The organism is Streptomyces sp. NPDC054956 (assembly GCF_053609185.1).
On the sequence record NZ_JBSGXB010000216.1, the window covers coordinates 1 to 13298 of the forward strand.

A 13298-nucleotide genomic window follows, 5' to 3' on the forward strand; every position below is an offset into this window, starting at 1 on the left:
CGTACGGGGTCCGGGGCGGAGCCACGGTTTCGGGAAGGGGCGGGGTGGGGGAGAAGCCCCGCGCAGCGGCTACCCCGGCAGCTCGTCAGGCGGCACCGGCCCGTCCAGGGCAGGACCGACGACCGGGCCGGTGACCGCCTCGGGGGCCGGGGCCTCGCCCGACGCGTCGACGGCCGCGGCCAAGGCTTCGTCCGGTGCGTCGACGGCGGCCGGAGGCGTTGCCGCGGGGGACGACCCCGGGGCGGTGGGCGCGGGCTGGGCCGGGGCCGCGCGTTCCAGGAAGCGGAGGAGCTCCACCGGGAACGGCAGGACCAGCGTCGAGTTCTTCTCCGCCGCGACGGCCACGACCGTCTGGAGCAGGCGCAACTGCAACGCCGCCGGCTGATCCGACATCACCGCCGCCGCCTCGGCCAGCTTGTGCGAAGCCTGGAGCTCCGCGTCCGCGTTGATGACCCGCGCCCGCCGCTCGCGATCGGCCTCGGCCTGCCGGGCCATCGACCGCTTCATCGTCTCCGGCAGGGACACGTCCTTGATCTCGACCCGGTCGATCTGGACCCCCCACCCCACCGCCGGGCTGTCGATCATCAGCTCCAGGCCCTGGTTGAGCATCTCCCGGTTGGACAGCAGATCGTCCAGGTCGGACTTGCCGATGATCGACCGCAGCGAGGTCTGGGCCATCTGGGAGACCGCGAAGCGGTAGTCCTCCACCGCGATGATCGCGCTCGCCGCGTCCACGACCTTGAAGTAGACCACCGCGTCCACGCGCACCGTGACGTTGTCCCGGGTGATGCCCTCCTGGGCCGGCACCGGCATCGTCACGATCTGCAGGTTCACCTTCCGCAGCCGGTCCACACCCGGGACGACCAGCGTGAAGCCGGGGCCGCGAATGCCTTCCCGGAGCCGGCCGAAGCGGAAGACGACGCCGCGCTCGTACTGTTTGACCACCCGTGCGGCGGCGCCCATGAAGGCCGTGACTCCCACGCCCGCGGCGATCGCGGCTGTCAGCAGTTCCTGGACCATGACGGCCTCCTGCAGGGCACATCTCCCCCGCATCCCTCTGATGGGGTTATGCCCTACAACCAGCCCGCGAACTCCAACAACTGCTCCGCGTCCCGCCGCCGCCCCGCGGCCAGCGCCCGGTTGCCCGATTCGACCGCGCGGAACAGCGTCCAGCCCCGCAGCCGGTCCCGGTCCACCTCCAGCGCGTCGGCCAGCTTGTTCACCCGGCGCCGGGCGCCCGCGGCCCCCGCCGAGGAGGCCACCTGGTCCTCCAGGCGGTCCCGTACCAGCCGTGCCAGGTCGTACGCCCGCTCGCCGACCATCGGATCCGGGCCCACCGCCAGCCAGGGCGCCCGCTCGCCGGCCAGGACCTTGCCCTGCCGGAAGTTCCCGTGCAGCAGCAGTTCCTCGGCCTGTACGGCGATCAGCTCCTCGCGGGCCGCGAGCGCCGCCGAGGCCAGCTCCGCCGCCTCCGGGGGAGCCTTGCGCAACGCCTCGGCCTGCGCGGACGTGCGCTCGGCCACCGTCTCCCAGTCGTGCCCGGGCGGCGGGGCCACCCACAGCCTGCGCAGCGTGCCGCAGGCCTCCAGCAGGGCCTTCGCCTCCGGCAGCGAGCGCAGCGAGACCTCGGCGTGCAGCCGCTCCAGCAGCAGCGCCCCGTCCTCGTCGTGGTGGCGCGTGTCGAGGATCCGTACGGCCCCGAAGCCGCCCCAGTGGGCCAGCGCGGCCATCTCACGGTCGGGCCGCAGCACCGGCGGGGCCAGCTTCAGCGCGGCCGGGGTGCCGTCGGCGTACCGGACGAGGACGACCAGGCTGCTGCGGCCGCCGGGGGCCTGCACCCGCTGGGCCTCTACTGCGCGCCGGGCCAGCGCGGTCTCCGTCAGCCCGGGCAGCTGCCCCAGCCAGTCCGCGATCCGTGCCGTTTCCGGCAGCTCGCCGAGCGCCCGTACGAGCCGCTGCGGCGGTTCGAAAGCCATGCGTGAGTGGTCCCTTTCAGCTGTGCGCGGGCTCGTCGCGCATGCTTGCGCGCTGGTTCCGCACGGGTTCCGCACTAGTTCTGCGCCGCGGACGCGCGTTCCGTGAGCCCAGGGAAGGCTACGCCGACACCACGCCAGCGCGCCGCGCGCACGGCGGCGGCGCTCAGCGCGTCGGCCGCCTCGCGGCGCAGCGTGCCCTCCGCGGCACGCACCAGATCGGAGTACGCGCCGGCCACCCGGTCCTCGATCACCGCGGCCAGCCGCTCGGCGTCGGCGGGCGTGCGCACCGTGAACGGCAGCGTGTACGCGGCCTCCGCGGGACGGGGGGAACCGCCCAGCTCGCGCACGGTGCGGGCCAGCGCGTCGCGGCGGGCGAGGTGGCCGGCCCAGGCCTCGCGGGCCTCCCCGGCGCGGGCGGCGCCCGCGGTCCGGGCGCCGATGACGCCGTAGCCGTACGCGGCGGCGTGCTCGGCGGCGAGAGCGGCCTGCGCGGCCTCCAGGACCCGGCCGGCGGAGGAGGAGCCGGCGGGGGAGGGTGCGGTGGTCACGAGGAGGCTCCCGGGGTCGAGGGCAGCAGGTAGGCGTGTACGTGGCCGCAGGCGGCCAGCGAGGCCAGCATCCGGGCCAGCTCCCCGGGGGCGCCGGCCAGCGAGATCGTCCGCGCCTCGGCCAGGCTCCGCTCGGCGTCGGACAGGGCGGTCAGCGCCTCGGCGGGCTTCGGCGGCACCGGCTCGGCACCGGTGCCGGGAGCGGCGGCGGACGCAGCGGCGGACGCGGTGGCGGATGCGGACGCGGAGGGCTTGGCGGACCGGGAGGGAGCGGGGCGCCGGTCCTCGGCCAGGGCCGCCGCGTGCGCCGCGACCGAGGCCCGCAGCGGAGCCAGTCCCTGGGCCAGGGCCGGATGCGCGGCGGCCGTGGCGTCGTAACGTTCCAGCAGTCGCTCACTGTCACGTACGGCGCTGTCGCGCATCCGCCGTTCGAGTGGAATCTCGGGCTCCGCGCCGGGTGATTCCCCGTCGGAGCAACCGCTGAGCAGCGCGGCACCGGCGATGCCCGCGGCACCGGCGAGCAGGCTTCTTCGCGACGGCAGGGTCGAGGGCACGGAGACGTCCTTTGGGTGCTGGCGGGGCAGGGTGTGATCACGGTACCCGGGGCCCTGTCCACAGGACGGACGGCAACACCCTCCGCGACCGGATACCCTTTGACCTGACACACGACGGAAACCACAACAGCACACGCGGCCGAGGAGTCACCCGGATGAGCACCACCCAGAGCGACAGGCTGCGCGGATTGCTGGAGCCGCTCGTCGCCGCCAAGGGCCTGGACCTCGAGGAGATCGAGATGTCCAAGGCCGGCAAGCGCCGGATGCTGCGCATCATCGTGGACTCCGACGAAGGCGTGGAGCTGGACGCGTGTGCCGAGCTGAGCCGCGAGGTCTCGGACCTGCTGGACGAGACCGACGCGATGGGTGAGGACGAGTACGTCCTCGAGGTGAGCTCGCCGGGCGCGGACCGCCCGCTGACCGAGCACCGTCACTACATCCGGGCGACCGGCCGTCTCGTGAAGTTCCAGACCTCGGACGGCGGGGAACTGATCGCCCGCATTCTCGAAGTGGACGACGAGGGCATGGACCTCGAAGTCCCGGGCGTGAAGGGCCGCAAGGCGACCGCCCGGCGCATCGCATTCACCGACATCGCCAAGGCGCGTGTCGAGATCGAGTTCAACCGCAAGGACAAGAAGGAAGAGGAGGCGTAGCCGTGGACATCGACATGAGTGCCCTGCGGGGTCTGGTCCGGGAGAAGGAGATCTCCTTCGACCTCCTCGTCGAGGCCATCGAGTCGGCCCTCCTCATCGCGTACCACCGCACCGAGGGAAGCTTCCGGCGCGCACGCGTCGTGCTCGACCGCACCAACGGTCACGTGATCGTGTGGGCGACCGAGGACCCGAGGGACCTGGAAGAGGGTCAGGAGGCCAAGGAGTTCGACGACACCCCGTCGGACTTCGGCCGCATCGCCGCGACGACCGCCAAGCAGGTGATCCTTCAGCGTCTTCGCGACGCCGAGGACGACCTGACCTTCGGCGAGTTCGCCGGCCGCGAGGGCGACGTCATCACCGGCGTCGTCCAGCAGGGCAAGGACCCCAAGAACGTCCTCGTCGACATCGGCAAGCTCGAGGCCATCCTGCCGGTGCAGGAGCAGGTCCCCGGCGAGGAGTACACGCACGGACTGCGCCTGAAGGCGTACGTCGTGCGGGTGGCGAAGGGTGTGCGCGGTCCGTCCGTGACCCTGTCGCGCACCCACCCGAACCTGGTGAAGAAGCTGTTCGCGCTGGAGGTCCCGGAGATCGCCGACGGAAGCGTCGAGATCTGCGCGATCGCCCGTGAGGCCGGTCACCGCACCAAGATCGCCGTCCGCTCCACCCGCTCCGGCCTCAACCCGAAGGGCGCCTGCATCGGCCCGATGGGCAGCCGCGTGCGCAACGTGATGGCCGAGCTGCACGGCGAGAAGATCGACATCGTCGACTGGTCGGACGACCCGGCGGAGATGGTCGCGAACGCCCTGTCACCCGCCCGGGTGAGCAAGGTCGAGGTCGTCGACTGGGACACCCGCTCCGCGCGGGTGACCGTGCCCGACTACCAGCTGTCGCTGGCGATCGGCAAGGAGGGCCAGAACGCCCGCCTCGCCGCGCGCCTCACCGGCTGGCGGATCGACATCCGTCCCGACACCGAGCAGCCCTCGGACGAGGACGACCGCGACCGGGGCGAGCGCCGGGACGACCGGCGCGACGACCGTCGCGGGGAATAAATCCGGTACCGCCCGGGCTGACCGGACGGTACACAGGAACCAAGGGATCACGACAACGTCCGTTCGATTTTTCGCCCGAAGGGGTGAGGTCGGTACGGGGAGGTAGACTTAAGCGTGTCTGGCCGGACGCAAGCCCGCGCATGCCCCGAACGCACCTGTGTGGGGTGTCGGGAGCGAGCGGCCAAGAGCGATCTGCTGCGCATCGTGGCGATCGGTGACGAATGCGTCCCTGATCCTCGCGGTACGCTGCCCGGCCGGGGTGCCTACGTGCACCCCGCCGTGGTCTGCCTCGACCAGGCGGTCCGCCGCCGGGCGTTCTCCCGGGCCCTCAGGTCCGCAGGAGCGCTCGACACGGCAGGACTGCGCAATGCCGTGGCCGGTGAGGCCGGGGCGACACCGTAAGAAGACGTAGTACGGCACGGATCACCGTGCGGTCAGGTACCTCGCGAGTTGGAAGTAGGTCGAGATTGCGATGAGCACCCCTCGATGAGTACGCGATGAGTACGAGCATGAAGTAGAGACGGTCCGGCGTAACCCGGACCTAAAAGGAGCGAAGTGGCTAAGGTCCGGGTATACGAACTCGCCAAGGAGTTCGGAGTTGAGAGCAAGGTCGTCATGGCCAAGCTCCAGGAACTCGGTGAGTTCGTCCGTTCGGCGTCCTCGACGATCGAGGCGCCGGTTGTACGCAAGTTGACCGACGCATTGCAGGGGCCCGGCGGCAGCGCCGGCAAGGCCCCCGCGAAGCCGGGCGCGCCTCGTAGCGCGGCGCCCGCCAAGCCCGGGGCCCCGACCCCGGGTCCCGCACGTCCCGCTGCGCCGAAGCCCGGCGCACCGGCCCCCAAGCCGGTCGTCGCAGAGGCTCCGGCCGCCGCGGCGCCCGCCCCGGTGACTCCGGCCGCCTCCGGCCCGCGTCCCGGCCCGAAGGCCCCGGCCGCCCCGAAGCCCGCTCCGGCGGCTCCCGTGGTGACCGAGTTCTCCGCGCCTCCGGCGGCTCCGGCCGCCCCGGCGCGCACCGAGCGTCCCGCCGCCGCGGCTCCCGGCCCCCGTCCGGCACAGCAGCGTCCGGCGCAGGGTCAGGGTGGCCAGGCCGGCGCCCGTCCCGGCGCCCCGCGTCCGGCCGGTGCCGCGCCGCAGGCGCAGCGTCCCGCCGGCGCCCCCGGCGCCCAGGCACCGCGTCCCCAGGGCGCCCGTCCGGCCGGTCCCCGTCCGGGCAACAACCCCTTCACCTCTGGTGGCTCCACCGGCATGGCGCGCCCGCAGGCGCCCCGTCCGGCCGGCGCTCCCCGTCCCGGTGCCCCCGGCGCCGGCGGCGGCCAGGGTGCTCCCCGTCCGCAGGGCGGCCCCGGCGGCGCCCCGCGTCCGCAGGGCCAGGGCGCTGGTCGTCCGACCCCGGGCGGCATGCCCCGTCCGCAGGGCGGCGCCCCGCGTCCCGGTGGTGCTCCCGGTGGTAACCGTCCGAACCCGGGCATGATGCCGCAGCGTCCCGCTGCCGGTGGTCCCGGTCCTCGTCCCGGTGGCGGCCCCGGTGGCCGTGGTCCCGGTGCCGGTGGTCCCCGTCCCGGCGGTGCCGGTGGCGCGGGTCGTCCCGCGGGCGGCGGCTTCGCCGGTCGTCCGGCCGGTCCGGGCTCGCGTCCCGGCGGCGGTGGCGGCTTCGGCGGTCCCCGTCCCGGTGGTGGCGGCTTCGGCGGCGGTCCGGCCGGTGCCGGTGGCGGCGGTCGTCCCGGCTTCGGCGGGCGTCCCGGTGGTCCCGGTGCCCGTGGTGGCACGCAGGGTGCCTTCGGCCGTCCCGGCGGTCCGGCGCGTCGCGGTCGCAAGTCCAAGCGCCAGCGTCGCCAGGAGTACGAGGCCATGCAGGCCCCGTCGGTCGGCGGCGTGATGCTGCCCCGCGGCCACGGCGAGACCGTTCGCCTGTCGCGCGGTGCCTCCCTCACCGACTTCGCGGAGAAGATCAACGCCAACCCGGCGTCGCTCGTCGCCGTGATGATGAACCTCGGCGAGATGGTCACTGCCACGCAGTCCGTCTCCGACGAGACCCTCGAAATGCTGGCCGGCGAGATGAACTACGTCGTTCAGATCGTCAGCCCGGAGGAAGAGGACCGCGAGCTCCTCGAGGGCTTCGACATCGAGTTCGGCGAGGACGAGGGCGGCGAGGAATTCCTCATGCCGCGTCCGCCGGTCGTGACCGTCATGGGTCACGTCGACCACGGTAAGACCCGACTGCTCGACGCCATCCGCAAGACGAACGTCGTTGCGGGCGAGGCCGGTGGCATCACGCAGCACATCGGTGCGTACCAGGTCACCACCCAGGTCAACGACGAAGACCGCAAGATCACCTTCATCGACACCCCGGGTCACGAGGCGTTCACCGCCATGCGTGCCCGTGGTGCGAAGTCGACCGACATCGCGATCCTCGTGGTCGCGGCCAACGACGGCGTCATGCCGCAGACGATCGAGGCGCTCAACCACGCCAAGGCCGCCGGCGTCCCGATCGTCGTCGCGGTCAACAAGATCGACGTCGAGGGTGCCGACCCGGTCAAGGTGCGCGGTCAGCTCACCGAGTTCGGTCTGGTCGCCGAGGAGTACGGCGGCGACACGATGTTCGTCGACATCTCCGCCAAGCAGGGTCTGCACATCGACTCCCTGCTCGAGGCCGTCGTCCTCACCGCCGACGCCTCGCTCGACCTGCGCGCCAACCCGGAGCAGGACGCTCAGGGTATTGCGATCGAGTCCCACCTCGACCGCGGCCGCGGTGCCGTCGCCACCGTCCTCGTCCAGCGCGGTACCCTCCGCGTCGGCGACACGATGGTCGTGGGCGACGCCTACGGCCGAGTGCGCGCCATGCTCGACGACAAGGGCAACAACGTCGAGGAAGCGGGTCCGTCGACCCCCGTCCTGGTCCTGGGTCTCACCAACGTCCCCGGCGCCGGCGACAACTTCCTCGTCGTGGACGAGGACCGTACGGCCCGTCAGATCGCCGAGAAGCGTGCTGCGCGCGAGCGCAACGCCAACTTCGCCAAGCGCGTCCGTCGCGTGTCCCTCGAGGACCTCGACTCCGTGCTCAAGGCCGGTCTGGTCCAGGAACTCAACCTCATCATCAAGGGCGACGCGTCCGGTGCGGTCGAGGCTCTCGAGTCCTCGCTGCTCCAGCTCGACGTCGGTGAAGAGGTCGACATCCGGGTCCTGCACCGCGGTGTGGGTGCGGTCACCGAGTCCGACATCTCCCTGGCGATGGGCTCCGACGCCATCGTCATCGGTTACAACGTCCGTGCGGCCGGCCGTGCCGCGCAGATGGCGGACCGCGAGGGTGTCGACGTCCGCTACTACTCGGTGATCTACCAGGCCATCGAGGAGATCGAGGCGGCCCTCAAGGGTCTGCTCAAGCCGGAGTACGAAGAGGTCGAGCTCGGTACGGCGGAGGTCCGCGAGATCTTCCGCTCGTCCAAGCTGGGCAACATCGCGGGTGTTCTCATCCGCTCCGGCGAGGTCAAGCGCAACACCAAGGCGCGGCTCCTGCGCGATGGCAAGGTCATCGCCGAGAACCTCACCATCTCCGGTCTGCGCCGCTTCAAGGACGACGTCACCGAGATCCGCGAGGGCTTCGAGGGTGGTATCAACCTCGGTTCCTTCAACGACATCAAGATCGACGACGTCATCGCGACGTACGAGATGCGCGAGAAGCCCCGCGCGTAAGCGCGAGGCGGTTCGCACCGTGTCGTAGGCAGCTGTAACACCGGGGCCGGTCGGCGGAATATCCGTCGATCGGCCCCGGCCGTTGCGTGTACGGTTCTGGTGACCCTGCCGCGCGACGGCCGGCAGGCCACCGAACCCGCACCGGCGGGATATCCGGAACTGCATGTACGTGGGGACTCTGTCCTTCGATCTGCTCCTCGGCGACGTTCACTCGCTGAAGGAGAAACGCTCCGTCGTCCGGCCCATCGTCGCCGAGCTCCAGCGCAAGTTCTCTGTGAGCGCGGCCGAAGTGGGAGACCAGGACCTCCACCGAAGGGCCCGTATAGGGGTCGCTCTGGTGAGTGGGGACACGGGGTTCCTCTCGGATGTACTGGACCGCTGCGAGCGGCTGGTCGCGGCACGTCCGGAAGTGGAGCTGCTGTCGGTACGACGGCGCCTCCACGGTGATGAAGACTGACTGCAAGACGAAGAAGGAGACGGACCAGTGGCCGACAATGCGCGGGCGAAGAAGCTGGCGGACCTCATCCGGGAGGTGGTGGCCGAGAAGCTGCAGCGCGGCGTCAAGGACCCCCGCCTCGGTACGCACGTGACGATCACGGACACCCGGGTCACCGGCGATCTGCGGGAGGCCACGGTCTTCTACACGGTCTACGGCGACGACGAGGACCGGGCCAGTGCGGCAGCGGGCCTGGAGAGCGCCAAGGGCGTCCTGCGCTCCGCGGTCGGCCGGGCGGCGGGCACCAAGTTCACGCCCACCCTGACCTTCGTGGCGGACGCCCTCCCGGAGAACGCCAAGACCATCGAGGACCTCCTCGAGAAGGCGCGGACCTCCGACGCCCAGGTGCGCGAGGTGTCCTCCGGCGCGAAGTACGCCGGTGACGCCGACCCGTACAAGAAGCCCGATGAGGACGCCGACGACGCCGACGAGGACGCAGCCTCCGAATGAGCAGCAACGCAGGGAAGACGCCGGACGGCCTTGTCATCGTCGACAAGCCGTCCGGCTTCACTTCGCACGACGTGGTCGCCAAGATGCGCGGGATCGCCAAGACCCGCCGCGTCGGCCACGCCGGCACGCTCGACCCGATGGCGACGGGCGTGCTGGTCCTGGGCGTCGAGAAGGCCACCAAGCTCCTCGGCCACCTCGCGCTCACGGAGAAGGAGTACCTCGGCACCATCCGGCTGGGCCAGAACACCCTGACGGACGACGCCGAAGGCGAGATCACCTCGTCCACCGACGCCGCCGGGGTCACCCGCGAGGCCGTGGACGAGGGCATCGCCAAGCTGACCGGCGAGATCATGCAGGTCCCGTCCAAGGTCAGCGCCATCAAGATCAAGGGCGTCCGCTCCTACAAGCGCGCCCGCGACGGCGAGGACTTCGAGATCCCGGCCCGGCCGGTGACCGTCTCGTCGTTCCAGGTGTACGACATGCGCGAGGCGGAGGCCGAGGACGGCACCAAGGTCGTCGACCTCGTCGTCTCCGTCGTCTGCTCCAGCGGTACGTACATCCGCGCGCTCGCCCGCGACCTCGGCGCCGACCTCGGCGTCGGCGGTCACCTCACGGCGCTGCGGCGCACGCGGGTGGGCCCGTACAAGATCGACCGGGCGCGCACCCTCGACCAGCTCCAGGAGGAGCTGACCGTGATGCCGATCGGCGACGCGGCGGCCGCGGCGTTCCCGCGCTGGGACCTCGACGCCCGGCGGGCCTCGCTGCTGGCCAACGGCGTGCGCATCGAGATGCCGGAGGAGTACCAGACCGGCAGGGCGATCGCGGTCTACGGGCCGGACGGGCAGCTGCTCGGGCTCGTGGAGAGCAAGGGCGGCAAGGCGAAGTCCCTGGCGGTCTTCGCCTGAACCGCCGCCGGACGGGCCGGGTGCCCCGGTCCGTCCCGGCCGGACCGTCTTCGACGTGTCTTCGACGTGTCTTCGACGTGGAGCGGTGAGCGCACACGCACTGCTGCTCACCGCTCCACGACCCCCCTCGGGTAGGTCTCTATCCACCCGGACCCCGATATTCACCCGTCCGAGCAGGCGCTCGGAGTGAATGGAGGGAGCGTAAGGGGGCGCTTTCGTCTCGAGTGCTTTTCCCGCTGATCTTCATCTGCCTACCGTCGTGGATACGGGGCGCGCGCGGCGGGGAGTGGTGCGGTGACGGCGGAACTGATCAGGATCTGCGATCTCGCCGGGCGGCCGCGGGGGAGCGGCTTCGTCGCCGACGACCGCGGGACGGTGGTGACCGGCCACGATGCCGTCGACGGCCTGGCCCGGATGGTCCTGCACGGCCCGGGACCGGGCGGACGGACCTGCCCGGTGGGCCTCTCGGACGTCACGGCCCTGCCCGAGCTCGGACTGGCACTCGTACGCAGTGACGGACTCGGGGCGCGGCCGCTGCCGGTCGCCGCGCGGGAGGCGGTGGCTCCCGGGACATACGTACGGCTGGACGCGCGGGGCTGGCGGCAGGCGCGGGTCCTGGGCGGGGCCGAGGTCAGCTACCGGGCGACGGACGGGGTCCACGTGCTGCCGGCGGCGCTGGAGCTGGCGATCGGCACCGACGGGCGCGACGCGCTGACGCTGGGCGGAGAGGTCTGCGGAGGCCCCGTCCTGGACGCCGGTACCGGAGCGGTGCTCGCGGTCCTGGGCACCGCTCTGCGCGCGGAGCACCGCTCCGGAGGCTTCGCGGTGCCGCTCGCCGCGGCCGCCGCCGCGGACCCCGACGGGCCCCTCGCCGTGCTGCTGCGGACCAACGCCGCCACCGTGCCGGGCCACGGCGCCGACCTGAACCTCGCCGGAGCCCTCCAGCTCACCGGCACCACCCTCGGCGCCGCCTTCGCCGCGCTGGGACCGGAACGCGTGGACCGACCCGCGATCGCCGCCGAACTGGACGCCTTCACCGCCGCGGACCGCCCCGTCCTCGCCCTCGTGGGCCTCCCGGGCACCGGCCGCACCACCGCCCTCGCGGCCCTGGCCGTACGCCGCGCCCACGGCCCGAGCCCGGCCCCGACCCTCTGGCTCCGGGGCGCCGACCTGCGGGCCGGGGACGGCTCGCTGGCCGATGCGGCGAGCCGCGCGCTCGCCGGAGCCTCGCGCATCCTGGAAGTGGCCGGACCCGCCACGACCGCCTCGGCGGCGGCCTCCCTCGTGGCCCGCTCCGGGCGGCCCCTGCTCGTGGTCCTGGACGCGCCGGAGGAGATGCCGCCCGGGCTCGCGCACGCCCTGGGCCCGTGGACCGCGGCCACCGCCGCCTGGCTGCGGGCCACCGGGACCCGTCTGGTGCTCGCCGCCCGGCCCGAACACTGGGAGCCGGCCGGGAGGCTCTACCCGCCCGAACTGCTCCACACCCCGGCCCGGCCGGCCCGGCGGCTGCCGCCCGCGCTCCCGATCGGCGACCTCGCCCCGGACGAGGCCGCTTCGGCCCGGGCCCGCCTGGGCATCCCGGCCGACGCGATCGGGCCCGCCGACGACCGCCACCCGCTCACCCTGCGGCTGCTCGCGCAGGTGCGCGCGGCCGGAGTCACCGAGGGCCGTCCGTCGCGCGACGAGGTCTTCGCCGCCCACCTGGACCTCCTGTGCCTCCGCGTGGCCCTCCGCATCTGCGCCGCCCTCCCCCAGCCCAGCAGACCCGCGGGCCCGGCGGGCGGGGTGGGTGGGTCCGGTGGCGCTGGCGGATCCGGCGGGTCCGGCGGGTTCGGCGGGGGGACGGATGCGGCCTGGCCGCGGGGCACGGGCGGGGACGGCACGGGTGCGGGTACCGGCCCCGGCAGGGGTACGGGTACTGGCACGGACCCGAGCGCGGGTGCCGGTACGTGGACGGGCTCGGACGCCGGGCCGCGCGCGGGCGCCGGTGCCAGCTGGGGGAGCGGCTCCGGCATGGGAACCGGCATGGGTGCCGGCCCTGGCATGGGCGGAGGTGCGGGCACGGACCCGAGCTCGGGTACCGGCACATGGACGGGATCGGGCGCCGGTACGGGCTCGGGCGTCGGCATGGGCTGGGGGAGCGGCACCGGTACGGGCGCGAGCTCGGGAACCGGTACGGGCTCTGGCACGGGCGGGGGCGCGAGCCCGGGGACCGGTACGGGCATGGGCTCGGGCGCCGGCGCAGGCCGGGGGAGCGGCCCCGATGCCGGTGCCGACGGGGTCGGAGACGCGGACCCGGGCGGGAGCCGGGTGTACGGACCCGGGGTGGGAAGGCTGGCCGTGCGCGTCGCCGGGCGGGCGCACGAGGCCGCGCGGCGATGTCTGGGGCCCGGGCAGGGCCAGCTGGACCGGGTCTCCTTCGAGGAGCTGTTCCCCTGGCGCACCGGCTGGGCCTCCGCCGCGCTCGCCGAAGGACTGCTGGTGCCCGCCGGCGAGGGCTACCGCTTCGCGCACGAGGAGTTCTCCGACTGGCTCCAAGCCGCCCACCTGGACCTCCCCGCCGCCCTCGACGCCCTGGGCACCGGCGTTCCCCGCCACCGCATCGGGCCGGTACTGGAGGCACTGCTGAGGCTCCCGCAGGGCGAGCGCGATGCCGCCATGACACGGCTCCTGGCGGTGCTCGGCGAAGCCACCGGACCCGAGACCCTCTGGTGGGCCGCGAGGCTCCTGCGCGAGACCCTGCTCCGCGCCCCCGACGCCACCCCGCACCTCCCCGTCCTGCACGCCCTCGCCGCCCACGTGGAGCTCACGGCGCAGACGGCGCACGGGATGTCTGCGGGGCAGGAGGCTTACGCGATGCCCGCGACGCAGGCCGCTTACGCGGCGCCCGCGGCACCCGCGGCACCGGCGATGCCCGCGGCATCCGCGGCACCGGCCGCATCCGCGGCACCGGCCGCACCCGCGGCACCGGCCGCAC

The 13298-nt window shown here is 73.3% G+C and carries 11 protein-coding genes and 1 pseudogene; 8 read left to right on the plus strand and 4 right to left on the minus strand.

Translation table 11 applies throughout. The features are described 5' to 3' along the window. Positions 1-69: 69 nt before the first annotated feature. The 4 genes from ACWGDE_RS27275 to ACWGDE_RS27290 all read right to left on the minus strand — a co-directional run bounded on the left by ACWGDE_RS27275 (position 70) and on the right by ACWGDE_RS27290 (position 3078). Positions 70-1020, minus strand: coding sequence for a slipin family protein (locus ACWGDE_RS27275; protein ID WP_453391676.1), 951 nt, complete (start codon positions 1018-1020; stop codon positions 70-72). Positions 1021-1073: 53 nt separating this feature from the next. Beyond that, positions 1074-1976, minus strand: coding sequence for an aminoglycoside phosphotransferase family protein (locus ACWGDE_RS27280; protein ID WP_453391677.1), 903 nt, complete (start codon positions 1974-1976; stop codon positions 1074-1076). Positions 1977-2050: 74 nt separating this feature from the next. Then, positions 2051-2524, minus strand: coding sequence for a DUF4439 domain-containing protein (locus tag ACWGDE_RS27285; RefSeq protein WP_453391678.1), 474 nt, complete (start codon positions 2522-2524; stop codon positions 2051-2053). Continuing rightward, complete coding sequence (locus ACWGDE_RS27290; protein ID WP_453391679.1) at positions 2521-3078, minus strand: hypothetical protein; 558 nt, start codon at positions 3076-3078, stop codon at positions 2521-2523. The genes ACWGDE_RS27285 and ACWGDE_RS27290 overlap by 4 nt, the downstream gene beginning before the upstream one ends. Positions 3079-3233: 155 nt before the next feature. On the opposite strand from ACWGDE_RS27290, the gene rimP reads away from it, so the two are divergent. The 8 genes and pseudogenes from rimP to ACWGDE_RS27330 form a co-directional block, all read left to right on the plus strand. Continuing rightward, on the plus strand, positions 3234-3731 hold the full coding sequence (gene rimP, locus ACWGDE_RS27295) for a ribosome maturation factor RimP (protein WP_453391680.1): 498 nt from the start codon (positions 3234-3236) through the stop codon (positions 3729-3731). A 2-nt stretch (positions 3732-3733) separates the two neighbouring features. Continuing rightward, positions 3734-4780, plus strand: a complete 1047-nt coding sequence (gene nusA / locus ACWGDE_RS27300) for a transcription termination factor NusA (protein ID WP_453391681.1) — start codon at positions 3734-3736, stop codon at positions 4778-4780. A gap of 114 nt (positions 4781-4894) precedes the next feature. Then, entirely contained in the window at positions 4895-5182 is a 288-nt protein-coding gene (locus ACWGDE_RS27305; protein ID WP_453391682.1) for a YlxR family protein, read from the plus strand. A gap of 153 nt (positions 5183-5335) precedes the next feature. Continuing rightward, on the plus strand, positions 5336-8470 hold the full coding sequence (gene infB, locus ACWGDE_RS27310; protein ID WP_453391683.1) for a translation initiation factor IF-2: 3135 nt from the start codon (positions 5336-5338) through the stop codon (positions 8468-8470). A 163-nt stretch (positions 8471-8633) separates the two neighbouring features. Further along, the gene (locus ACWGDE_RS27315) at positions 8634-8927 is read left to right on the plus strand and encodes a DUF503 domain-containing protein (protein ID WP_030161467.1); all 294 of its coding nucleotides are present in this window, start codon (positions 8634-8636) and stop codon (positions 8925-8927) included. Between the two features lie 27 nt (positions 8928-8954). Continuing rightward, entirely contained in the window at positions 8955-9416 is a 462-nt protein-coding gene (gene rbfA / locus ACWGDE_RS27320; RefSeq protein ID WP_453391684.1) for a 30S ribosome-binding factor RbfA, read from the plus strand. Further along, positions 9413-10321 (plus strand): tRNA pseudouridine(55) synthase TruB, encoded by a 909-nt coding sequence (gene truB, locus ACWGDE_RS27325; protein ID WP_453391685.1) that lies wholly within the window; start codon positions 9413-9415, stop codon positions 10319-10321. Before rbfA ends, truB begins: the two co-directional genes overlap by 4 nt. A 294-nt stretch (positions 10322-10615) precedes the next feature. Beyond that, positions 10616-13298, plus strand: a pseudogene (locus tag ACWGDE_RS27330) (hypothetical protein); the annotation flags it as partial.

Bases quoted from the DNA above. Each gene is read 5' to 3' on its own strand.
- ACWGDE_RS27315 (WP_030161467.1), top strand. From the start codon at position 8,634: ATGTACGTGGGGACTCTGTCCTTCGATCTGCTCCTCGGCGACGTTCAC.
- ACWGDE_RS27280 (WP_453391677.1), bottom strand. From the start codon at position 1,976: ATGGCTTTCGAACCGCCGCAGCGGCTCGTACGGGCGCTCGGCGAGCTG.
- rimP (WP_453391680.1), top strand. From the start codon at position 3,234: ATGAGCACCACCCAGAGCGACAGGCTGCGCGGATTGCTGGAGCCGCTC.
- truB (WP_453391685.1), top strand. From the start codon at position 9,413: ATGAGCAGCAACGCAGGGAAGACGCCGGACGGCCTTGTCATCGTCGAC.
- ACWGDE_RS27275 (WP_453391676.1), bottom strand. From the start codon at position 1,020: ATGGTCCAGGAACTGCTGACAGCCGCGATCGCCGCGGGCGTGGGAGTC.